A 23,554-nucleotide genomic window follows, 5' to 3' on the forward strand; every position below is an offset into this window, starting at 1 on the left:
CCGGTGATGTGGATCATAAAAGCGGAGACGATGTGAAAAGAGCAGTGCTAATTCTGTTGCTGGGCGGTTGGTTAAACACGGCCTGGGCAGGACAATGGACCATCGCGGTGCTGGCGCTGCGCGGCGATGCCCATGCACTGGCCCAGTGGCAACCCCTCGTCGACCACCTCAATCGCCAGTTTCCCGACGACCATTTCCAACTGTCGCCGCTCAGCCTGACCGGCATGGATGACGCGGTCCGTAACCAACGCGTGGATTTTTTGCTCACCAACCCGGCGCAATATGTTCAGTTGGATAACCGCTACCCGTTGCGCTGGCTGGTTTCACTGCGATCCGCCCAACAGCCGCAACAGGCCTCAGGCAACGTGGTCGGCAGCGTCATACTGGTGCGCCACGACAGTCCCATTACCACGGCCAGCCAGCTACTCGGTAAAAAGGTCGGTGCCGTCGCCGCTGACGCCTTTGGCGGCTACCTGCTGGGGTATAAAGAACTGCTTGGTGCCGGCCTGCAGCCGGAGAAAGACCTGCAACTGCACTTCAGCGGTTATCCGGCGGATGCCCTGCTTTATCAGTTGCGCGATCGGGCGCTGGATGCGGTGATAGTACCGGTTTGTCTGTTGGAGAAAATGCAGGCGGAAGGCTTGCTACAGGCCAGCGATTACCGCGCCCTGTTGGCGAAGCACAGTGACCAGCGCTGCCTGACCAGCACCGAGCTGTATCCCAATTGGTCATTTGCCGCCTTAAACCACGTCCCGGACCGGCTGGCAGATGAGTTAACCCGCCAGTTACTGCAGATGAAGGCTCCCGGCCTGCCGGTTTGGGGCGCCCCGGCGTCATCCCGCCAGGTTAATCAATTACTGAGCGATTTAAATATCCACCCGACCCAGCGATCGCTCTGGCAAGACGTATTCCTTTGGGCGCAGCAACACCGGTTGTTGCTCGGTGCCATCTTCGGCGGAATGCTGCTGCTTGGCGCTAACCATCTGTGGATTGGTCATCTGGTCCGCCGTCGCGGACGTCAGCTCGAACAGATGCATCAGACGCTACGCGCCAGGGAAACGGCTCTGGCCAAGGCGCAACGCCTCAGTACCCTGGGGGAGATGGCTTCCGGCTTTGCTCATGAGCTCAACCAACCGCTGGCGGCGATCCGGCATTATGCGGAGGGCTGCCGTATTCGTCTTGAGCGCAGCGATCGACAGCATGAACTGCTGCCGATCCTCGAACAGATTGGTCAGCAGGCGCAGCGTGGCGCGGAAAGCATTGTCAATTTACGCCGCTGGGCCAGCAAGGCTCCGCACCATGAAAACGCGCAGCCCCTGTTATTGCGACCGCTGGTGGAACACCTGGTTAAACTGATGCAGATAGAACAACAGTATCCGCAGTGCCAGATAACCCTGGCTATCCCGGACCAAAGTCAGTTGTATAGCCAGACCACGTTATTGGAGCAGGTGCTCGCCAATTTGCTGAGTAACAGTCTGCAAGCGGGTGCCCTACACATCACCCTGCGGCTGGAAACCGACTCCCATCAGCAACGGCTGATGGTTGAAGATGACGGCGGCGGTCTGAGCATCGAACAACTGACACTGCCGTTCGTGCCGTTTCGCAGCAGCAAGCAGGAAGGCCTCGGCCTGGGGCTGGTGATCTGCCAGCGGCTGCTGAAAAACCAGGGGGGTGAACTGACACTGGAAAATTACTTTTCCACCACTCAACGACAGGGGCTGCGCGTGACTCTGCACTTCCCCGTGATCCAAAAGGAAACCCGCCATGGCGCTAATACATCTGGTCGATGACGACTTAGCCGTCACCGACGCCTGTCGTTTCTTACTCGAGGGACTTAACTATCGGGTGCAGATTTGGCACGACAGCCAAAGGTTCGTCGATCAAGTCAGTCTTTATCAATGCGGTGTGGTGATGCTGGATATTCGGATGCCGGGAATGGACGGACAACAGGTTCATCAGCAACTGCGCCGACAGGAAAGTACGCTGGCGGTGGTGATTGTCACCGGTCACGGCGATATTGCCATGGCCGTGGCAGAGATGAAGCTGGGAGCCGTGGATTTCTTGCAAAAACCTATTGCCGCCGCGCCGCTGATCGAAGCATTGGAGCGCGGGATCGCCCACTCTCAATGCCGGCTGGAACGCTACCAACTGCAACAGCGTTTCAGTGCGCTGACGCCGCGTGAACGCGAGATAGCCCGCGCCGTGGCCGCCGGAATGACCAATAAGCTGATTGCCGATCGTCACTTCATTGCGGTGCGTACCGTTGAGGTACATCGGGCCAGAGTGATGGAAAAAATGCAGGCCGCCAGCCTGGCGGAGCTGGTGAACTCACTCAACCAATTGACGTTAACCGAGCGCCCGGAGAACGGAGTCAGCCGCCTATAGGCAAAAAAAATGCCGGTCGGGATAAACCGACCGGCATGATATTTTCAACTCACGGGCAAATCACGGCATAATCGAAGGCTGATCTGCGCCCTCTTTTTCCACTTTCTGCTGCAGCATGTGTTCGCGTTTCATACCCAGTTTCAACGCTAGCGCGGACGCCACGTAGATAGAAGATATGGTACCGATAGACACACCAATCAGCATAGCCAGAGAGAAGCCGTGCAGCATTGCGCCGCCGAAGATGTACAGCATCAGAACCACCATCAGGGTGGTACCGGAAGTCATCAAGGTACGGCTCAGCGTCTGGGTCAACGACACGTTCATGATTTCGTAAGGCGTCCCGCGGCGGATCTTGCGGAAGTTCTCACGAATACGGTCGGAAACCACGATGCTGTCGTTCAACGAGTAACCAATAACCGACATCAATGATGCGACGATGGTCAGGTCAATCTCGATACGGAACAACGACAGCACGCCCATGGTGATAATCACGTCGTGCGCCAACGCGATAACCGCCCCCAGCGCCAGGCGCCATTCGAAGCGGAAACCGACGTAGATCAGAATACAGATCAACGCCACCAGCAGCGCCATGCCGCCGTTTTGCGCCAGTTCGGTGCCCACGCTCGGGCCGACGAACTCAATCCTCTTCACGGTGGCGTTTTTATCCACCGAGTCGTTGATCACGCCGATCACTTTGTTACCCAGTTCCTGGCCTGCGGTGCCGATCGCCGGTGGCATACGCACCATCACGTCACGGCTGCTGCCAAAGTTCTGAATAACCGGGTCCTGGAACCCGGCTTTTTCCAGCGTATCGCGCATCAGATCGAGGTTGGCCGGTTGTTCCAGGCTGATTTCAATGACGGTACCGCCAGTGAAGTCCAGACCCCAGTTAAAACCACGCACCGACATAATGGCGATTGACGCGATCAGCAGCACCAGCGAGATGCCGAAGGCCACGTAATCCCAGCGCATAAAGTCATAGACTTTACGGCCGTAGTTGAGTTGTTCAACAGTATAATCCTGTGCCACAACGCACTCCTCAGATAGACAGCTTGTTAATGCGTTTGCCGCCGTAAAGCAGGTTGACGATGGCACGGGTACCGACAATCGCGGTGAACATGGACGTCGCCACACCGATTGCGGTGGTAATCGCAAAGCCTTTAATCGAACCGGTGCCCACTGCGTACAGAATAATCGCGGTGATCAGGGTGGTGATGTTGGCATCAACGATACTGGAGAACGCGCCTTTATAGCCTTCATGGATCGCCTGCTGAACGGAACGTCCGTTCTTCAGCTCTTCCTTGATACGTTCATTGATCAGTACGTTGGCGTCGACCGCCACCGCCAGCGTCAGCACGATACCGGCAATACCCGGCATGGTCAGCGTCGCCCCCGGCAGCAGGGACATCACGCCGACAATCAGCACCAGGTTGGCGACCAGCGCCGTGGTCGCGATCATGCCGAACTTACGGTACCAAACCACCATAAACACGATGGATGCCACCAGGCCCCACAGGCAGGCTTCCAGACCTTGGGTGATGTTCTGTTGTCCCAGGGTCGGACCGATAGTACGCTCTTCCACGATCTGGATAGGCGCAATCAGCGCACCGGCGCGCAGCAGCAACGAGAGCTGGCGTGCTTCGTTCGGGTTGCCGATACCGGTAATACGGAAGCTGTTGCCCAGACGCGACTGAATGTTCGCCACGTTGATCACTTCTTCCTGTTTCACCAGGACTGCACGGCCGTTAGCGTCTTTCTTGCCGCTGTCCTTGTACTCCACAAACAGGGTCGCCATCGGCTTGCCGATATTGTCCTTGGTGAAGTTGGACATTGCGGTACCGCCGGCACTGTCCAGCGAGATATTAACCTGCGGCTGGTTATATTCGTCGGTGCTGGAGGTGGAGTCGGTAATGTGGTCACCGGTCAGGATCACTCGCTTGTACAGCACAACCGGCTGGCCTTCACGGGTGTCTTTTACTTCGGAGTCGCCCGGCACGCGGCCGTTGGCTGCCGCAGTGGTATCCGCGTTGGTGTTAACCAAACGGAATTCCAGAGTCGCAGTGGCACCCAGGATCTCTTTGGCGCGTGCGGTATCCTGAATACCCGGCAGTTCGACCACGATGCGGTCAGAACCCTGGCGTTGTACCAGCGGTTCGGCAACGCCGAGCTGGTTAACGCGGTTACGCAGGATAGTGATGTTCTGCTGCACCGCATACTCACGCGCTTCGCTCAGGCGGGCATCCGTCAAGCTGGCTTTCAAAGTATTGGTGCCATTGGCCGAGAGCACCATATCGCGCTGGCGCGAGCTGATGTAGCTGATGGCCTGATCGCGGGCAGCATCGTCACGGAAACGCACTTCCACGCCGTTGTTGTCCAGCTTGCGGATAGACGCATAAGGAATGCCCTTTTCACGCAGTTCACTGCGCAGGGTGTCCATGGTCTGTTCCTGCAGCTTGCTCAGTGCAGTGTCCATGTCCACTTCCATCAGGAAGTGCACACCGCCACGCAGGTCCAGACCGAGTTTCATCGGTTCGGCGCCCAGCATGGCCAACCAGGTCGGCGTTGCCGGGGCCAGGTTCAGTGCCACCACGAACTTGTCGCCCAGTTCTGCCATCAAGGCTTCACGGGCGCGCAGCTGAATATCAGGATTGCTAAAGCGAGCCAGGATGGCGCCATTTTCCAGCGCAATCGACTTGCTCGCGATCTTGTCTTTTTCTAATACGGTACGGACTTGGTCCAGCGTAGTTTCACTGGCGGCGACACCGCGCGCGCCAGTGATTTGTACAGCCGGATCCTCACCATAGAGGTTGGGAAGCGCATAAAGCAGACCGACGAGGATCACGACGATCAGCATCAGATACTTCCACAAAGGATAACGGTTTAGCACGGCAATTCCCTTCGGGAAAACAAAATTACAGGGCCTTCATGGTACCTTTCGGCAGAACGGCCGCCACGAAGTCACGCTTGATCATCACTTCCGTGGTGTCGTTCAGCGCAATAGCGATAATGCCGGTGTCAGCCACTTTGGTCACGCGGCCAATCAGGCCACCGGTGGTCAGCACTTCATCACCCTTGCCGATCGAGTCCATCAGTTTCTTGTGCTCTTTAGCGCGTTTCTGCTGTGGACGCAGGATCATGAAATAGAAAATCAGGCCAAAAACCACCAGCATAATGATCAGAGAGTACGGGCTTCCCTGAGACGGAGCTCCTGCGGATGCGACGGCGTCAGAAATGAAAAAGCTCATTGAAATTCCCTCATTAAGTTATCAATTATTAATTCAAGCGTTTAAAGGTGGAATCGGTTTACCGATCCGACCGTAGAAATCCGCAACAAACAGCTCTAATTTACCCTGTTCAATGGCCTCGCGTAAACCCGCCATCAGGCGTTGGTAGTGACGCAGGTTATGAATGGTGTTCAATCGGGCACCCAGTATTTCGTTGCAACGATCGAGATGATGCAAGTAGGCGCGGCTGTAATTGCGACACGTGTAGCAATCACAGTCTTTATCCAGCGGAGAAGTATCATCCTTGTGCTTGGCATTACGGATTTTTACCACACCGTCAGTCACGAACAGATGACCGTTACGGGCATTACGCGTTGGCATCACGCAGTCGAACATATCGATACCGCGACGCACGCCTTCAACCAGATCTTCCGGTTTGCCCACGCCCATCAGGTAGCGTGGCTTATCTTCCGGAATTTGCGGGCAAACATGTTCAAGAATGCGATGCATATCCTCTTTTGGCTCACCGACTGCCAAGCCGCCCACAGCGTAACCATCAAAACCGATATCCACCAGCCCTTTTACTGATACATCACGTAAATCTTCGTAAACACCGCCCTGAATAATGCCGAATAAAGCGTTCTTGTTATTCAGTTCGTCAAAACGCTGACGGCTGCGCTGCGCCCAGCGCAGGGACATTTCCATCGAGCTCTTGGCGTAGTCCCAGTCTGCCGGGTACGGCGTACATTCGTCGAAGATCATGACGATGTCGGAACCCAGGTCATACTGGATTTCCATCGATTTTTCCGGGCTGAGGAACACTTTATCGCCGTTAATCGGATTACGGAAATGAACGCCTTCTTCTTTAATCTTGCGCATCGCGCCCAGGCTGAACACCTGGAAGCCGCCGGAGTCGGTGAGGATCGGGCCATGCCACTGCATGAAATCATGCAGATCGCCATGCAGCTTCATGATCTCCTGCCCTGGGCGCAGCCACAGGTGGAAGGTGTTGCCCAGCAGGATCTGCGCACCGGTCTCTTTCACTTCTTCCGGCGTCATGCCCTTTACCGTACCGTAGGTGCCGACCGGCATAAAGGCCGGGGTTTCCACCACGCCACGTTCAAAGATCAGGCGGCCACGGCGAGCGCGGCCATCGGTTGTGTCTAATTCGTACTTCACAAAGCCTCCAGCATCAGAGAAACAGTCTGATGTCGTTAAAACAGGGTTGCGCCAGATGCGCAGCCCAGGAAATCAGGCGCCTACGGATTCTTGCTCCGCCTGCGGGTTACGGCTGATGAACATCGCATCGCCATAGCTAAAGAAACGGTACTGCTCGGCCACCGCCTGCTGATAGGCATGCATGGTGTTTTTATAACCGGCAAAAGCGGAAACCAACATAATCAGCGTCGACTCCGGCAGGTGGAAATTGGTCACCAGCGCGTCGATCACCTGATAGTGGTAACCCGGGAAAATAAAGATGCTGGTATCGCCGAAGAACGGGGCAATTAATGCCTCTTTGCTGGCGTTGGCGGCGCTTTCCAGCGATCGCACCGAGGTGGTGCCTACTGCCACCACACGTTTACCACGCGCTTTACAGGCTAAAACTGCGTCAACCACGTCCTGCGGCACCTCTGCATATTCGGCATGCATGACGTGTTCTTCGATAGTTTCCACCCGCACCGGCTGGAAGGTGCCCGCGCCCACGTGCAGGGTGACAAATGCCATCTCAATGCCCTTCTCACGCAGCGCAGCCAACAGCGGCTCATCGAAGTGCAGCCCGGCGGTCGGTGCCGCCACAGCGCCCGGTTTCTCGCTGTAGACCGTTTGATAAAGCTCACGGTCGGCATCTTCGTCCGGACGGTCGATATACGGTGGCAGCGGCATATGGCCGACGGCATTAAGGATAGTGAAGACGTCGCGCTCATCGTTAAAGCGCAGTTCGAACAGCGTATCGTGGCGCGCGACCATAGTCGCGGCGATGCTTTCGTCGTCGCCCAACAGTAAGTCGGTGCCCGGCTTGGGAGCCTTCGAGGCGCGTACATGCGCCAGCACCCGGTGGTCGTCCAGCACCCGCTCGACCAGAACTTCAATCTTGCCGCCGCTGACCTTGCGGCCAAACATGCGCGCCGGGATCACCCGGGTGTTGTTGAACACCAGCAGATCGCCGGCTTCCAGGTTATCCAGCAGATCGGTGAATACGCCATGCTTAAGCTCCCCGCTCGGCCCGTCCAACTGCAGCAAGCGACAAGCGCTGCGCTCAGGTTGAGGGTAGTGGGCAATCAGGGACTCGGGAAGTTCAAACGAAAAATCGGCGACGCGCATGGCTCTATTCACTTCTTCAATATAGGACGGGTTGGTAAAAAACAGGCGGCCTAGTCTAAAGCTGCGGGCGGTCAGCGGCAAGAAATAAGGAGGATTTGCATGACTTCAGGTATAGTTGCCGGATGAATTTTCTCGCTCATCTCCATTTAGCCTCACTGGCGGAAAGCTCGTTGTTGGGCAATCTGTTGGCCGACTTCGTGCGCGGCAACCCCGCAGGCGAGTACGATCCCGCCGTGGTGGCCGGCATTATGATGCACCGCCGCATCGATGTTCTGACCGACAGTCTGCCGCAGGTAAAGGCCTGCCGCGCGTATTTCTCTGATGAGCACCGGCGCGTGGCCCCCATCACGCTGGACGTGGTGTGGGATCACTTCCTGGCACGCCATTGGCAGCAACTGGAGCCCTCTCTCAGCCTGCAGGGGTTTACCCAGCACGCCCGCAGCCAGATCGTGCCGCATTTAGCGCTGACGCCACCGCGTTTTCAGAATTTGAACGGCTATTTATGGCCGGAACGCTGGCTGGAGCGCTACGCCGAGCTGCCGTTTATCGGCAACGTGCTGGCAGGCATGGCCAGCCGTCGTCCGCGCCTTGCCGCACTGGCCGGTTCTTTCGCCGACGTGGAACGCAACTATCATCAGCTTGAAACACAATTCTGGCAGTTTTACCCGCAGATGATGGAGCAGGCCAAAGACAAGAAGCTGTAAGGTCAAGCCAAAGCCATTGAAAATGCGATGCTTTACAAGAAATTGCTTTTTAAGCCTTGCCCTTTTATGGGAAAAGGTTATTTTTAAAGACTGCTAAATTTAATCACCGACTTTGATAGGTGAAAGCTATCTCATTGATTGGTCTTTTACCCTTTCTTCACCAAGTCGTGGCCCCTATACTGGCCCTTGCTTTTACATCAACCCCTTAACACCTATTACAGGAGTAATTATGGTCCTGGTAACTCGTCAAGCCCCTGACTTCACTGCAGCTGCCGTACTCGGCAGTGGCGAAATCGTAGAAAACTTCAACTTCAAGAAGCACCTGAACGGCAAACCAGCCGTACTGTTCTTCTGGCCGATGGACTTCACCTTCGTATGTCCTTCTGAGCTGATCGCTTTCGATCACCGCTATGAAGAATTCCAGAAGCGTGGCGTTGAAGTGGTTGGCGTTTCATTCGACTCAGAATTTGTCCACAACGCATGGCGTAAAACCCCAGTCGAGAATGGCGGCATCGGGGAAGTGAAATACGCAATGGTTGCTGACATCAAGCGTGAAATTCAGAAAGCTTACGGCATCGAGCACCCAGAAGCAGGCGTTGCCCTGCGTGGTTCTTTCCTGATCGACAAAGACGGTGTGGTTCGCGCTCAGGTTGTTAACGACCTGCCAATCGGCCGTAACATCGACGAAATGATCCGTACCGTTGACGCGCTGCAATTCCACGAGCAACACGGCGAAGTTTGCCCGGCTCAGTGGGAAAAAGGCAAAGCAGGTATGGGCGCATCTCCGGACGGCGTAGCTAAGTACCTGTCTGAGAACGCTTCCAAGCTGTAATTTCAGCCTGCAAGTGTATCAACCGGCCCTCGCGGCCGGTTTTTTTTTGCCCTTTTTTAGGGCAGCCGCCTCCATTGTGTGCTTCATTTCCTTGTTTCCGCTCACATTTACCCGGCTGTTCTCCGCGCTATCCCTGAACTCTGACTAGTATCAATAACGCTGGCCCGCTCTTTGCACAGCTGGAGAGGCAAGCCAAACACAATAAGAAAACTGACAGGGTAGGAATAACTATGTTTTTACAAAAATGGAGCAAACCGCTGACCATGGCGGCGCTGCTGGTCAGCAGCAGCCTGTATGCCGCATCCAATCCGGCGGTCGAAGCCAAAAACGGCATGGTAGTGACATCGCAACATCTGGCCTCGCAGGTCGGCGTGGATATATTGAAACTGGGCGGCAATGCAATTGATGCCGCCGTAGCCGTCGGCTATGCGCAGGCAGTAGTTAACCCTTGCTGCGGCAACATTGGCGGCGGTGGTTTTATGACGGTGCACCTGGCCGACGGCACCGACACCTTTATCAACTTCCGTGAAACCGCGCCGGCAGCGGCCAGTGCCAATATGTATCTGGATGCCGCAGGCAACGTGAAGAAAGGCGCCAGCCTGTACGGCTATCTGGCTGCAGGCGTGCCGGGCACCGTGTTGGGCATGGAAACCGCACGCAAAAAATACGGCAAACTGAGCCGCGAGCAGGTGATGGAGCCGGCAATCAAACTGGCACGCGAGGGCTTTGTTTTGACCCGTGCCGATACCGATATCCTCGATACCACCATCGCGCGCTTTAAACAGGATCCAGAATCTGCCCGGATCTTCCTGCGCCCGGACGGCACGCCGTTGCAGCCGGGCGATCGCCTGGTGCAGAGCGACCTGGCCAATACGCTGGAGGCCATCGCCAAAGACGGCCCGGATGCCTTCTATAAAGGCAAAATTCCACAGGCGGTTGAGGCTGCCGCCAAACAGGGCGGCGGCATCCTGACCGCAGCCGATTTCGCCAATTACAAAGTCACCGAAACCCCACCGATTACCTGCAGCTATCGCGGTTATAAATTTGTTTCGGCCCCGCCACCCAGCTCCGGCGGCGTGACGCTGTGCGAAATCCTCAACGTGGTTGAAGGTTATGATCTAAAAAACATGGGCTTTAATTCGGCGGCGGCCATCCACACCATGACCGAAGCCATGCGCCACGCCTATATGGACCGTAATACCTACCTCGGCGACCCGGAGTTCATCAAGAACCCGATCGACAGGCTGGTCAGCAAGAGCTATGCCGAAGAGATCCGCAAGAAAATCGTTGCGGACAAGGCCACGCCGTCTGAGAACGTGCAGCCCGGCATGGAACCCCACGAGAAGCCGGAAACCACCCACTACTCGATTGTCGATCATCAGGGTAATGCCGTCTCCACCACCTATACCGTCAACGGTCGTTTTGGCGCGGTAGTGATCGCCCCAGGCACAGGTTTCTTCCTCAACGATGAAATGGACGACTTTACCGTCAAAGTGGGTGAGAAAAACCTCTACGGGCTGGTGCAGGGAACCGCCAACAGCATTGCCCCCGGTAAGCGCCCACTATCGTCAATGAGCCCGACACTGGTGACCAAAGACAATAAAATCTTTATGGTACTCGGCTCGCCGGGCGGGTCACGCATCATCACCATCACGCTGCAGACCGCACTGAACGTGATCGACCACGGCATGGCACCGCAGGAAGCTGTCGATGCGCCGCGCATTCACCATCAATGGCTGCCGGATGAGGTTTACTACGAACAGCGCGGGGTTTCTGCCGATACGCTGAAAATCCTCAGCGGTATGGGTTACAAAATGGTTGAACAAACCCCCTGGGGCGCAGCCGAACTGATTCTGGTTGGCCTGCCAGGTGCGGCAGGCGTCAGCCCGGCTAACTCAGGCAATGACTCTGCGGTGTCCGGCAAGGTGCGCGAAGGCTACCTGTACGGTGCCAACGACGTTCGTCGTCCGGCCGGTTCCGCCGTAGGTTATTGATCTGACTGGGCGTGTGAACGCCCACTAACTTATCCAGGGGCCGGAAAATCGGCCCCTGTCAGCCTTACCCTACCCGCCGCCACAGGCTCACCGATTCCTCGCCCAACTGCAGCGAGATCGCGCTCAGCTCATTATTCAACTCACCGTCCCCTTCCAGACGTTGCCATTGGCCTGCCGCCAGCAGCGGGCTGTGCGGCAACGTCACTTTGCCGCTCCCGCCACGTTGTAACGCCACCAACACCTGTTCCTGCTGATAGAGACGCACAAATATCAGTGTTTCTGCCGCAGCATACAGCACCTGACAGCCGCCGCGACGCAGTGCCAGACTCTGTTTACGCAGTGCTGCCATGCGCTGGCACAGGGCCAACAGGCTGTGATCCCACTGGCTTTCGTCCCACGGGAAAGGCTTGCGGCAGAACGGATCGTTGGCACCATCCAGGCCAATCTCGTCGCCGTAATATAAGCAAGGCACACCGATCCAGCTCATCAGCCACACCGCCGCCATGCGCATCCGCGCCTGATTGCCCTGCAGCAGTGTCAGAAAGCGCGCAGTGTCATGACTGTCCAGCTGGTTGAACTGAATCAACTGGCGGCCATGCGGCAACCCGGCCCGGTAGTCGTCCATCCATTGGGCACAGTCCGCCGCATCCATCTGCACCGGGTGGTGCGCCACGTCCAGCCCGGCGAGGAATCCCCGCACCGGCAGAGCGAAGCCCATGTAGTTCATCGCGGCATCTTCCACACCGGCATGCAGCCAACGACGCGCATCGCCAAAATGCTCGCCCAGCACGTAAGCCTGCGGGTTTTCCTGTTTAACCGCCTGATAAATGCCCGCCAGATGTTGCAGGTTGCCGGTGGCGCCGCCGTTTTCACCCAGCATATGCACCACGTCCAGCCGCCAACCGTCAATGCTGTACGGCGGCCGCAGCCAGTGACGCACCACGCTACCGTCGCCGCGATAAATCGCCTCTGCCACCTGCGGCTCGGCAAAATTGAGCTTTGGCAGGCTGGCATTGCCCTTCCAGTCGAGCGCGCGGCCATCGGGGTAGAAATTGAACCAGCCGCGGTACGGTGAATCCGGGTGATGGCAAGCACCGTTATCACCTTGCTGGTGGCGGTCAAACCACGGATGCGAATCACCGGTATGGTTAAACACCCCATCCAGCACCAGTTTCATTCCCACCTTGTGAGTACTCACTCGCAAACGCTGCAGGGCGGCGTTACCGCCGAGATAGGGATCGACCTGGTAATAGTCTTCGGTATCGTATTTATGCACGCTGGGTGCGGTAAAAATCGGATTCAGATACAGCGCCGTCACGCCCAGCTGCTGTAGATAAGGCAGTTTTTGGCTAATCCCCTCCAAATCGCCACCGTAGAAGGTGGACGCGGCATCGTGGTCTTCCAGCGGATGCTGCCAATCGTGGCGCACTACATCGCAACCGGCCGCATGATGACGATAGCTGCCGCTCTGAATGCCATGTTCCCCCCCGCTACTGGCAAAGCGATCGGGGAAAATTTGATAGAAAACCTGATCCGCCACCCAGGCTGGGCTGCTGTCGGGCATATCGACAGCAAACTGTGTCAGTTGCCCCGGCGGCGTCACCGACCAGCCCTGGGGGCCGAACCATTGCTGACGATCGGCCCAAACCAGCTTGAAGCAGTAACGGCGGGTCGGCTCGCCCTCATTCAGCGTCAGGCTGGCCTGATAGCGATGCAGCCCGTCAATCTGCTGCACTTTCATCGTCAGCAGCCATTCTTCGTTATCCGGTTCGGCACGTAAAAATACCCGTTCGGGTAAATCATCCCCCTGTAACCACAGCGTGATATCAAGGCGCTGCCCCTTCTTCACCACGAAGGGCGGGACCGGTTGGTGCCAGGCGTTAAGCATGACTTTCCTCCTGCTGTACAAAACGAAATCGACGACGTTATTCAATGCCACGAACAATGCCACGTTGAGTGCCAGTCCCCCTCCTCTCTGGCCGGTAAACTCGGGGAGGAGCCGGGGGGTGGAGATAGTCAGTCAGCGGCAAGCCTATGTAAAAAAGGGTAAAAAGACGCACATTATGGCCCGCAGCCATTAGGCTAACCTGTTTTGAGTGTATTGGATATTTTTTGCACATTTTTTAAAGGAGCGGCAATGCAACAACAGATAACCCTGTGGCTGGAGAAGTTCGGGCTGGAATTTAGCGGGGTGATGTCCCTGCTGATGGTGCTGGGACTGATCGTCCTGATTTCTGTGGTGATCCATCTGGTGCTGCACCGCGTGGTACTGAAGGCGATCCAGCGCCGTGGTCAGCAATCGCAGCGCGTATGGCAACAGGCAATCACCCAGTACAAGCTGTTCCAGCGCATGGCGCTGTTACTGCAAGGGGTGATCATTAATCTGCAGGCGGTGCTGTGGTTGCACGCCGGCGGTCAAACCCAGGCAATTATCGTCACCGCCGCCCAGGTGTGGATCATGGGCTTCGCCCTGCTGTCGTTGTTTTCCCTGCTGGATACGTTGTTGGCGATGCTGCGCCAAAGCCCGATTTCAAACCAGTTGCCGTTGCGCGGGATTTTTCAGGGACTGAAGCTGGTCGCGGCCATTCTGATTGGCATCATGATCGTCTCCCTGCTGATGGGTAAGTCACCCCTGCTGCTGCTCAGCGGTCTGGGGGCGATGACCGCCGTGCTGATGTTGGTGTTTAAAGATCCGATCCTCGGTCTGGTGGCCGGCATTCAGCTTTCCGCCAACGATATGCTGACCATTGGCGACTGGCTGGAGATGCCGAAATACGGCGCGGACGGTGCGGTCACCGACATCGGCCTGACCACGGTAAAAGTACGCAACTGGGATAATACCGTCACCACCATCCCGACCTACGCGCTGATCTCCGACTCCTTTAAGAACTGGCGCTCAATGTCCGAATCCGGCGGACGTCGCATCAAGCGCAGCATCAATATCGACACCACCAGCGTGCATTTCTTGTCGGATGAAGAGCAGCAACGGCTGAACCGCAACCCGCTGCTGCAACGCTATCTGAACGATAAAACGCAGGAGTTAAGCCAACATAACCAGCAGATTGCCGTCGATCTCAGTTCCCCCCTCAACGGCCGCCGCCTGACCAACCTCGGTACGTTGCGCGCTTATCTGGTGGCGTATCTGCGCGCCCACCCGAATATTCATCAGAATATGACGCTGATGGTGCGCCAGCTGGCACCGCTGCCGGAAGGATTGCCACTGGAGATTTACGCCTTCACCAACACCACGGTCTGGGCTGAATACGAAAGTATTCAATCGGATATTTTTGACCATATTCTGGCGGTGATTAATGAATTCGATCTGCGGGTGCACCAAACGCCAACCGGCAACGACATGCGCAGCATGCTTAGCCAAATGCGACAAACGGCGGAGATTTCCTGACGCAGGCTGACGTAACTGTTTCAGCCGGTAATGACTATCAACCCAGAGGCAACGGATGTCTCGGCCCGCTTTTCTTTCGGCCTAAAAACAGCGTTAATGCATTGATTATCGCTCGCTGAAGGAAAAGAGGATTGCTGAAACCATTACGCCACCGGCTGTTCGCCCTGTTGGCCGCCCTGATGTTTGTCGGCTGCTTGCACAATGCTTCTGTGGACGAAAGCCGTATGAGCCAAACCTTGCAGCCGGCACTGAGTACCCTGAGCCGCAACATGCAGGATATCCGCGAGATGCTGGCGCGCGCAGCAGGTGAAGAAAAGGAAGATCAGTTGAATGACGGCAGCCTGCGTATCGAAGCCCGAGCCTCCGGCGACGATGAACCCGAGGAAAAACGTTAAACGAAAGAGGTTACAAAACAGTCAAACTCATTGCGTCATACGCGGCACAGAACTATGATGCGTATAGCGCAACACCCAAGGAGCCTTCAGGATGATAAAAAGCTTCAGACATAAAGGACTAAAGAAATTTTTTGAAACCGGTTCAACGGCGGGTATCGATACCAAACAGGCGAAAAAAATCAGCCTCCGTTTGAGCGTGCTGGACCTGGCCAAGGAAATCAATGATGTAGATCTCCCTGGTTTCTTTTTGCATTCGTTAACAGGCGATCGAAGCGGGCTCTGGTCAATAACTGTAACCGGTAACTGGCGAATCACTTTTGAGCTGACAGAGGGTGACGTCTATATCGTTAACTATGAGGATTACCATTAATGACTCAAATGTTTAACCCGCCGCATCCCGGAGAGCTGATAAAAGAAACCATGGAGACATTAAAGCTCAGCGCTCGTGGTCTGGCTAAAGCGCTGGACGTAGCGCCATCAACGGTACAGCGCCTTATTACCGGCAAATCAGATATTTCCCCAGAGATGGCTATCCGTTTGTCGATAGTCATTGGCAGTTCAGAACGGGTATGGATGGGAATGCAGGATGCTTACGACCTTTGGCACGCCAGGCAAACTATCGATGTATCAAAACTACGTAAGCTGGATTTTGCGTAACGGGCACGATTGAACTTACGATAAAAAAACACCGGCGCATGGCCGGTGTTTTTATTTTTAATCCTGCTGCTGCGCCAGCACCGCCAGCTTCTTCTGGTGGTTAAGCTTGAAGTAGTAACCCGCCAGCAACACCACGACCCAGACCAGACCGGCGTACAGTGATACGCGGGTGGTTGGGAAGTAGCCAATCAGACCGATGATAAACACCAGGAAGATGATCGCCACCACCGAGGTAAATACGCCGCCGCGCAGCGGGAAGGCCAGGTTTTTCACCTGCTCTTTGCTCAGGCTGCGACGGAAGGCAATCTGTGAGAACAGGATCATGATCCATACCCACACGGTGGCGAAGGTCGCCAGAGACGCAATCACCAGGAACACGTTTTCCGGCATGATGTAGTTGAGATACACCGCCAGCAGCAGTGCCAGCATCATCACCACTACCGTGACCCACGGAATACCGCGTTTGGAGACCTTGCTGAATATCTTCGGCGCGTGGCCCTGTTCGGCCATGCCGTGCAGCATGCGGCCAACGCCAAATACATCGCTGTTAATCGCGGACAGTGACGCGGTAATCACCACAAAGTTAAGGATACCCGCCGCCACGGTAATGCCCATGTGCTGGAAGGTCAGCACGAACGGACTGCCGCTGGTGCCCACCTGGTTCCACGGGTAAATCGACATGATGACGAACAGCGTACCGACGTAGAACACCAGGATACGCCAGGGTACTGAGTTGATGGCCTTGGGAATCGAGGTTTTCGGATCCTTGGCTTCGCCGGCGGTGATGCCGATAATTTCGATACCGCCGTAGGCAAACATCACCAACTGCAGCGACAGGATCATGCCAATAAAGCCGTTACTGAAGAAGCCGCCGTTAGACCACAGGTTATGGATACCGGTCGGCTGACCGCCGTTGCCAATCCCCCAAATGATGATGCCGATACCGGCAGCAATCATGATGATGATGGTGGCCACTTTAAAGAATGAGAACCAGAACTCCAGCTCACCGAACACCTTCACGCTCATCAGGTTGATGGCACCAATCACCAGCACCACGCTCAGCACCCAAATCCAGTGCGGTACCTCAGGGAACCAGACGCCCATATAGATACCAAAGGCGGTCACGTCGGCAATGGCGACAATCAGGATCTCAAAACAGTAGGTCCAGCCGGTGATATAGCCGGCCATCGGCCCAAGGTAGTCCTGCGCGTAGCGTGAAAACGAACTGGCCTGCGGGTTGTTGACCGACATCTCGCCCAGCGCACGCATGATGATAAAGGCGACGATGCCGCCAATCAGGTACGCCAGCAAAACGCTTGGGCCGGCCATTTTAATCGCGTCCGCCGAGCCGTAGAACAGACCGGTGCCGATAGCCGAACCCAGAGCCATAAAGCGAATGTGACGCGTGCTGAGACCGCGTTTCAGCTTATTGGCCGCGGGGGCGGCGGGTGACTGTTGTTGCATGAAAATAACCCGTGGTTTTTAAACGTAAAAAAGCCACGGACAAGTCCGTGGCCCAAAATTTAGCCGGGGAATCAGGAGTGCGCGGTCACTTCGGAGCGCGTACAAACCCGGTCATAAATCGCGACCAGCACCAGCATCAACAGCGACGGCGGCAACCATGCCAGCCCCTGATCCGCCAATGGCAGGTGATTGGTCCACTCCGGCAAGAAGTGCTGGAAGGTAGACGCTTTCACCGCGTCAAGGATACCAAACAACAGGCTGACTAACATCACCGGCGCAATGATACGCGGTGCGCTGTTCCACCAACGCAGGGTGAAGCTCAGCACCACCAGCACGATACACGGCGGATAAATCGCGGTCAGCACCGGGATGGAGATCTGGATCAGATGGCTCAGGCCCAGGTTGGAAACCAGCATCGAGAACAGCCCCAGAATGAACACCAGCGTCTTGTAAGAGAACGGCAGGTATTGGGCAAAGAACTCGGCACAGGCGCAAGTCAGGCCGACCGCAGTTACCATACAGGCGATGAAGATCAGCGCCGCCAGGAAGAAGCTGCCCAGCCCACCGAAGGTATTCTGTACGTAAGCATGCAGGATCACCGCGCCATTGGTTGCATCAGGCACCAATACGCCGCTGCCGGAACCCAGCTTGAACAGGCTCAGGTAAACCAGCGTCAGGCCCACACCGGCGATCAATCCCGCCAGAATGGTATAACGCGTCAGCAATTTGGCATCTTTCACGCCACGGGAACGCGCGGCGTTAACAATGACGATGCCGAATACCAGCGCGCCCAGCGTATCCATGGTCAGATAGCCGTTAACGAAGCCGGTAGAGAATGGAACGTTCTGATAAACCTCGGTCGCCGGAATTGGCGTACCTGCAGGCCAGGCCAGCGCGGCGATGCCGAGCGCGCCCAGCGCAACAATTTTCAGCGGTGCCAATACGTGGCCCACGGTATCGAGCAGGCGGCCCGGATACAGAGAAATGGCGATCACCAGGGCGAAGTACACCAGGCTGTAAATAAACAGCGGCATGGCGCCATCACCGGTCAGCGGTGCAATCCCCACTTCGAAGGAGACGGTCGCGGTACGCGGGGTAGCGAACAGCGGGCCAACAGCCAGATAACAGACGGTCGCCAGCAGCAGACCGGCGCGGCGGCCAATCGGCGTGCTCAGGGCGTCAATACCGCCACCGACGCGTGCCAGCGCAATCACGGTCATCACCGGCAGACCGACGGCGGTGATCAGGAAGCCGATAGCTGCGGTCCAGACGTGATCACCGGACTGTAAACCGACCATCGGCGGGAAAATGATATTCCCGGCGCCGACGAATAAGGCAAAGGTCATAAAACCCAATGCGATAATATCTTTTGACGTTAAACGATGACTCATACGATGTCGTGTTGCCTGTTCAAATGAAAAAAAGTGCCCGATACGTGGTGGCGTTATGCCCCACCCGGTTGCCGGCTTGCCATTTCATCGCGAGACCAATAAGAGCAGAAAACGCATAACGTCCGGCGTTTTGTCCTTATTCGAAAGTGACCACTCATGATGATGGGCAGAGTTTTAAGAGTTATAAATGGAGGTTTAGTCCGACAACGGAGGCTAAGTTAAACGTTTATAGCGTTGAAAGGCAAGGCGCATGACAAAAAGCAGAGTTATAGACCAGATAATCTTTCGGGGCCAGTCGATCATAGTGGCTATCAATAAATATACAATACATGATTTGTATCATTTTTGAGCGACACATTCACAAAACGTGAAGCCTAAGGCGAATGACCGCGCGAAAACGCCAATAAACAGCCAATTTCCGCGCGCTCTGGGCGGGATTTTCGCCGTTACCAAACCTGTCGGGCGATGTTCACCACGCTTTGCAGTTTATTCCACTGCTGTGATTCACTCAGGCTGTTGCCCTCTTCGGTCGAGGCAAAACCGCACTGGGTGCTGAGGCAAAGTTGGCGGCGATCGACAAATTGCGCAGCCTCCTCAAGACGCTGTTTCACCTGTTCAGGATTTTCCAGCTCGCCGTTTTTGGTGGTGATCAACCCCAGCACCACCTGCTGTTTACCCGGTTTGATAAAACGTAACGGCTCGAACCCGCCGGAGCGCTCATTGTCGTACTCCAGGAAGAAGGCATCGATATTCACCTGACCAAACAAGATCTCCGCCACCGGCTCATAGCCGCCTTCGGAGATCCAGGTGGAACGGAAATTGCCGCGGCAAACGTGTAAACCAATGATCAGATCGTCCGGCTTGTCGGCGATCGCTGCATTCAACACATCCGCGTAAATACGCGCCAGACGATCCGGATCTTCTCCGCGCTCGCGGATCTGCCGCCGTTGATCGTCCGAGCACAGATAGGCCCAAACGGTGTCATCCAGTTGCAGGTAGCGGCAGCCGGCGTCATAAAACGCCTTGATCGCGTCGCGGTAGGTCTGCGCCAGATCGTCAAAATAGGCGTTCAGATCCGGGTAAACCTGGCTGTCTATGGCCTTGCGCCCGCCGCGAAAGTGCAGCACGCTCGGGCTGGGAATGGTCATTTTCGGCACCGCATCACCGGCGGTCGCCTTCAGGAAACGAAAATCTGCCAGCATCGGGTGCTGCGGGTTAAAACCCAGCTTGCCGACCACCTTGATACTGCGCGCCCGGGTTTGCACGCCGTTGAACTGGATCCCCTGCTCCGCGTCATAACCCTCCACGCCGTCCAGCCCTTCCAGAAAATCAAAATGCCACCACGCCCGACGAAATTCGCCGTCGGTCACCACCGCCAGGCCAAGATCTTTCTGTTTGGCCACCGCCAGACGGATCTGCTCGTCTTCAACCGCACGCAGTTGGTCAGCATTAATTTCATCCCGCTGGAACTGTTGGCGAGCAGTTTTCAGCGCCTCAGGGCGCAACAGGCTGCCGACAACGTCAGCGTGAAAAGCGTGATTGCAATCGCACATATTTATGACTCCCGGTGGCAGGCAAAAGATCGGGCCTTTGCCTCAGTAATTTACGGTGTGAACTATTACGCTGGGTTACAATAGACATCCAGACGTCTAGAAATCCAATAAACAGCATGCTGTCATATCGACTGCCGGGCAGCAATAGAAGAAATTTCATCGGTAGTGAGAGAAATTCATGTTGGGCGCGTGGCCGCACCCCGGGAGAAGTTTATTTCAGGCCTAATGCCAGGCGGGTTTTCTTCAGGGTGGCCGACGGCAGCGGCAGATAGCCGTCGTGGTTCACCAGGTTTTGTCCGGTATCGGACAGCACGCGATCGAGAAATGCGGCGGTCAGCGGCTCCAACGGCTGGTTGGGGGCTTTGTTGATGTAAATGTACAGATAGCGTGACAACGGGTAGCTGCCGTTGCGCACGTTGGTGTCGTTGGGGATAACATAGTTTTCGCCGGACTCCGCCAGGGGCAACAGCCGCACGCCGCTGGCACGAAAACCGATGCTGGCGTAGCCGATACTGTTCAACGAACCGGCCACCGCCTGTACCACCGAGGCCGAGCCGGGCAATTCATTGACCCGTGGCATAAAGTCACCACCACACAGCGCACGCAGTTTGAAATAGCCGTAGGTACCGGAGGCCGAATTGCGACCAAAGCGCTGCAGAGTGCGCTGCTGCCAATCGCCGCTCAGCCCCAGTTCTCCCCAGCGCGTCAACGGTCGGTTTTCGCCACAGCGTAGAGTCGCGGAGAAAATCCGGTCAAGCTGTTGCAAGTTAAGACCACGCAGCGGATTGTCCTGATGCACCAGCACCACCAGCGCATCCACAGCAACCGGTACTGCCAGCGGTGCATAGCCATAACGGTGTTCGAAAGCCGACACCTCCGCCGCTTTCATCGGGCGGCTCATGGGGCCAAGCTGCGCGGCACCTGCCGCCAATGCGGTAGGCGCGGTCGAGGAACCTGCTGCCTGGATCTGCAAATTAACGTTGGGGTAATGCTGACTGAAGTCCTGCGCCCACAGCGCCATCAGATTGGCCAGCGTATCGGAACCGACGCTCGACAGGTTGCCGGACAGCATGCCATCCGGCTGCGCTAACGCGCCACGGCTCGCCAGCAGCGCCAGGCAAAGCAACAGCCCTCGGGTCATTCGGTTCATACCAGCCTCTCCGCGTTAATTTTTCACCGCATTCTCTGACAAAGCTGCGGGAACAATCAACCGGTTAGGCAAGGTAAAGATGAATCGGGTGCCGATGCCCTGCTCACTGAGGATCTCCAGCCGCGCGTCGTGGTGGCTGAGAGCATGCTTGACGATCGCCAGCCCCAACCCACTGCCGCCGGTCTGGCGTGAACGGGCCTTATCGACGCGATAGAAGCGTTCGGTCAGGCGCGGAATATGCTCGGCAGCGATGCCCGGCCCATTATCACTGACCTGGAACTGCGCTCCATTTGGCGTCTGCTGCCAGCTCACCTCAATATTGGTGCCGTTCGGCGTATGATTGACGGCGTTATACACCAGGTTTGATACCGCACTGCGCAGTTGGTCGTCGTTACCGAAGACCTTGAGCTGCTCGTTCACCCGGAAAGTAATCTCATGGTTGCCCCCGCTCAGCGACTGAGCTTCGCGTTGCAGCACCCGTAGCATCAGCGGGATATCGACCCGTTCGTTCATTTCGACATTAGGCGCTGCCTCAATCCGCGACAGCGTCAGCAACTGCTTGACCAGCCCGTCCATTCGTCGGGTCTGCTCCTGCATGGTGCCCAGCGCCTTGCCGCGCAGCGAGCCATCCAGCTCTTCGTCGCTCATCATCTCCAGATAGCCCTGCAACACCGTCAACGGAGTGCGAAGCTCGTGGCTGACGTTAGCGAAGAAGTTGCGTCGCGCACCTTCCAGTTGGCGCATCTGGGTGACATCACGCGCCACCATCAGCAACTGCCCTTCGGAATAAGGCATCACACGAAATTCGACGTAATGTTCATTGTTCAACTGCAAGGTTAACGGCCGGGAGAACTCCTGCTGTTGTAGATAGTGGCTGAACTCCGGGTAACGCAGCAGGTTAAGGATGTGCTGACCATTGTCTTCCGGCCAGCGGAAACCCAACAGATGCTGCGCCAAACCGTTACACCAGAAGATATTGCCTTCGACGGTGGTCATCACCACCGCATCGGGCAGCGATTCCGCTCCGCTGCGGAAACGTTTGATCAACAGCGCCAGCTCACGACGCCGGCGACGGTTGCGCTGCTGCATCTGGTACAGGCCGTAAAACAGCGGTTCCCAGCTCCAGCGGCCAGGGGGTGGCGTCATGCTGCGATCAACCCACAGCCAGTGGGAAAGTTTGAGTTGGTTGTAGAAATTCCATACCAGCGCCGCCAGCACGGAGGCCAGCAGCAGCCAGGGCAGATAGCCGAAAATCAGCCCCAGCAGTAAGGCAGGCAGGCAGAAAAGGGCCAGCTCCAGGGCCAGCCTCTTCCAGGATAGACGTTCTAGCACGGCATATTCTCCAGCGCGGCGCGATCAGTAGCGCGTTGAGAATCGGTAGCCGGTGCCCCGAACGGTTTGAACCATTTTGTCATGACCACTGGTCTCTAACGCCTTACGGAGTCGACGGATATGCACGTCAACGGTGCGGTCTTCCACATAAACGTTAGTGCCCCAGACGTGATTAAGCAACTGCTCGCGGCTATAAACACGCTCAGGATGGGTCATAAAGAAGTGCAGTAATTTGAACTCGGTCGGCCCCATATCCAGCGCCTGTTCGTTGGCCATCACCCGGTGTGAAGAAGGATCCAGGCTCAGCCCTTGCATTTCAATCACTTCTTCCACCGCCATCGGTGAAATACGGCGCATGACCGCCTTGATGCGTGCCACCAGTTCCTTTGGCGAGAAGGGCTTGGTGATGTAATCATCCGCCCCGACTTCCAGACCACGTACCCGGTCTTCTTCTTCACCGCGGGCAGTCAGCATCATCACCGGAATATCTCGGGTCAGCGCTTCACGCTTCATATGTTTGATAAACTGAATGCCGGAGCCTCCGGGTAACATCCAGTCGAGCAACACTAAATCAGGGAACGGCTCAGACAGGCGCGTCACTGCGCTGTCATAATCCTCAGCTTCCAACGGTTGGTAACCATTCTGTTCCAACACAAAGCACACCATCTCACGGATCGGCGCTTCGTCTTCCACCACCAGTATGCGTCTTGCCATCGTCAATCCTGCCAATGTGTTAGCGATCACAGTT

21 protein-coding genes are annotated in these 23,554 nt (G+C 56.3%); 9 read left to right on the forward strand and 12 right to left on the reverse strand.

Annotation, left to right across the window (positions count from 1 at the left end; translation table 11 throughout):
- Nucleotides 1-32 precede the first annotated feature (32 nt).
- A complete protein-coding gene (gene ttrS, locus BEI65_RS04480) occupies nucleotides 33-1,790 on the forward strand; it encodes a tetrathionate respiration histidine kinase TtrS (protein WP_099062336.1) in 1,758 nt (585 codons plus the stop codon).
- A complete protein-coding gene (gene ttrR / locus BEI65_RS04485; protein ID WP_099062302.1) occupies nucleotides 1,765-2,385 on the forward strand; it encodes a tetrathionate respiration response regulator TtrR in 621 nt (206 codons plus the stop codon). The genes ttrS and ttrR overlap by 26 nt, the downstream gene beginning before the upstream one ends.
- A gap of 60 nt (nucleotides 2,386-2,445) precedes the next feature.
- Here the strand turns inward: ttrR and secF are convergent, their stop codons facing one another.
- From secF to queA, 5 genes are all read right to left on the reverse strand, one after another.
- Nucleotides 2,446-3,414, reverse strand: coding sequence for a protein translocase subunit SecF (gene secF / locus BEI65_RS04490; RefSeq protein WP_099062303.1), 969 nt, complete (start codon nucleotides 3,412-3,414; stop codon nucleotides 2,446-2,448).
- 10 nt (nucleotides 3,415-3,424) lie between these two features.
- Nucleotides 3,425-5,272 (reverse strand): protein translocase subunit SecD, encoded by a 1,848-nt coding sequence (gene secD, locus BEI65_RS04495; RefSeq protein WP_099062304.1) that lies wholly within the window; start codon nucleotides 5,270-5,272, stop codon nucleotides 3,425-3,427.
- 25 nt (nucleotides 5,273-5,297) lie between these two features.
- A complete protein-coding gene (gene yajC / locus BEI65_RS04500; protein ID WP_012005503.1) occupies nucleotides 5,298-5,630 on the reverse strand; it encodes a preprotein translocase subunit YajC in 333 nt (110 codons plus the stop codon).
- A gap of 33 nt (nucleotides 5,631-5,663) precedes the next feature.
- Nucleotides 5,664-6,788, reverse strand: coding sequence for a tRNA guanosine(34) transglycosylase Tgt (gene tgt, locus BEI65_RS04505; protein WP_085115431.1), 1,125 nt, complete (start codon nucleotides 6,786-6,788; stop codon nucleotides 5,664-5,666).
- A 72-nt stretch (nucleotides 6,789-6,860) separates the two neighbouring features.
- Nucleotides 6,861-7,931: a tRNA preQ1(34) S-adenosylmethionine ribosyltransferase-isomerase QueA gene (queA, locus tag BEI65_RS04510; RefSeq protein ID WP_085115430.1), complete on the reverse strand. Its 1,071-nt coding sequence runs from the start codon at nucleotides 7,929-7,931 to the stop codon at nucleotides 6,861-6,863.
- A gap of 122 nt (nucleotides 7,932-8,053) precedes the next feature.
- On the opposite strand from queA, the gene BEI65_RS04515 reads away from it, so the two are divergent.
- The 3 genes from BEI65_RS04515 (at nucleotide 8,054) to ggt (ending at nucleotide 11,461) form a co-directional block, all read left to right on the forward strand.
- The gene (locus BEI65_RS04515) at nucleotides 8,054-8,635 is read left to right on the forward strand and encodes an ACP phosphodiesterase (protein ID WP_099062305.1); all 582 of its coding nucleotides are present in this window, start codon (nucleotides 8,054-8,056) and stop codon (nucleotides 8,633-8,635) included.
- A gap of 229 nt (nucleotides 8,636-8,864) precedes the next feature.
- The gene (locus BEI65_RS04520; protein WP_012005499.1) at nucleotides 8,865-9,467 is read left to right on the forward strand and encodes a peroxiredoxin C; all 603 of its coding nucleotides are present in this window, start codon (nucleotides 8,865-8,867) and stop codon (nucleotides 9,465-9,467) included.
- A 230-nt stretch (nucleotides 9,468-9,697) separates the two neighbouring features.
- The gene (ggt, locus tag BEI65_RS04525) at nucleotides 9,698-11,461 is read left to right on the forward strand and encodes a gamma-glutamyltransferase (RefSeq protein WP_099062306.1); all 1,764 of its coding nucleotides are present in this window, start codon (nucleotides 9,698-9,700) and stop codon (nucleotides 11,459-11,461) included.
- Nucleotides 11,462-11,525: 64 nt separating this feature from the next.
- Here the strand turns inward: ggt and malZ are convergent, their stop codons facing one another.
- The gene (malZ, locus tag BEI65_RS04530; RefSeq protein ID WP_099062307.1) at nucleotides 11,526-13,349 is read right to left on the reverse strand and encodes a maltodextrin glucosidase; all 1,824 of its coding nucleotides are present in this window, start codon (nucleotides 13,347-13,349) and stop codon (nucleotides 11,526-11,528) included.
- A 249-nt stretch (nucleotides 13,350-13,598) separates the two neighbouring features.
- Between malZ and BEI65_RS04540 the strand changes: the two genes are divergently transcribed.
- From BEI65_RS04540 to BEI65_RS04555, 4 genes are all read left to right on the forward strand, one after another.
- Nucleotides 13,599-14,864, forward strand: coding sequence for a mechanosensitive ion channel family protein (locus BEI65_RS04540; protein WP_099062309.1), 1,266 nt, complete (start codon nucleotides 13,599-13,601; stop codon nucleotides 14,862-14,864).
- A 131-nt stretch (nucleotides 14,865-14,995) separates the two neighbouring features.
- The gene (locus BEI65_RS04545) at nucleotides 14,996-15,259 is read left to right on the forward strand and encodes a hypothetical protein (protein WP_099062310.1); all 264 of its coding nucleotides are present in this window, start codon (nucleotides 14,996-14,998) and stop codon (nucleotides 15,257-15,259) included.
- Nucleotides 15,260-15,350: 91 nt separating this feature from the next.
- The gene (locus BEI65_RS04550; RefSeq protein ID WP_099062311.1) at nucleotides 15,351-15,629 is read left to right on the forward strand and encodes a type II toxin-antitoxin system RelE/ParE family toxin; all 279 of its coding nucleotides are present in this window, start codon (nucleotides 15,351-15,353) and stop codon (nucleotides 15,627-15,629) included.
- On the forward strand, nucleotides 15,629-15,916 hold the full coding sequence (locus BEI65_RS04555; protein ID WP_099062312.1) for a HigA family addiction module antitoxin: 288 nt from the start codon (nucleotides 15,629-15,631) through the stop codon (nucleotides 15,914-15,916). The genes BEI65_RS04550 and BEI65_RS04555 overlap by 1 nt, the downstream gene beginning before the upstream one ends.
- 57 nt (nucleotides 15,917-15,973) lie before the next feature.
- Here the strand turns inward: BEI65_RS04555 and proY are convergent, their stop codons facing one another.
- The 6 genes from proY to phoB form a co-directional block, all read right to left on the reverse strand.
- On the reverse strand, nucleotides 15,974-17,380 hold the full coding sequence (proY, locus tag BEI65_RS04560; RefSeq protein ID WP_099062313.1) for a proline-specific permease ProY: 1,407 nt from the start codon (nucleotides 17,378-17,380) through the stop codon (nucleotides 15,974-15,976).
- A 71-nt stretch (nucleotides 17,381-17,451) separates the two neighbouring features.
- Nucleotides 17,452-18,771 (reverse strand): branched-chain amino acid transport system II carrier protein, encoded by a 1,320-nt coding sequence (gene brnQ / locus BEI65_RS04565; RefSeq protein ID WP_099062314.1) that lies wholly within the window; start codon nucleotides 18,769-18,771, stop codon nucleotides 17,452-17,454.
- Nucleotides 18,772-19,217: 446 nt separating this feature from the next.
- Entirely contained in the window at nucleotides 19,218-20,324 is a 1,107-nt protein-coding gene (locus BEI65_RS04570; protein ID WP_099062315.1) for a cobalamin-independent methionine synthase II family protein, read from the reverse strand.
- A gap of 211 nt (nucleotides 20,325-20,535) precedes the next feature.
- Entirely contained in the window at nucleotides 20,536-21,474 is a 939-nt protein-coding gene (locus BEI65_RS04575) for a PstS family phosphate ABC transporter substrate-binding protein (protein ID WP_099062316.1), read from the reverse strand.
- A 15-nt stretch (nucleotides 21,475-21,489) separates the two neighbouring features.
- Nucleotides 21,490-22,806: a phosphate regulon sensor histidine kinase PhoR gene (phoR, locus tag BEI65_RS04580; protein WP_085115417.1), complete on the reverse strand. Its 1,317-nt coding sequence runs from the start codon at nucleotides 22,804-22,806 to the stop codon at nucleotides 21,490-21,492.
- A 24-nt stretch (nucleotides 22,807-22,830) separates the two neighbouring features.
- Entirely contained in the window at nucleotides 22,831-23,520 is a 690-nt protein-coding gene (phoB, locus tag BEI65_RS04585) for a phosphate response regulator transcription factor PhoB (protein WP_020825449.1), read from the reverse strand.
- Between the last annotated feature and the right edge of the window lie 34 nt (nucleotides 23,521-23,554).

It is taken from the genome of Serratia sp. BW106, from assembly GCF_002607755.1.
Classification (GTDB): Bacteria; Pseudomonadota; Gammaproteobacteria; order Enterobacterales; family Enterobacteriaceae; genus Serratia; species Serratia proteamaculans.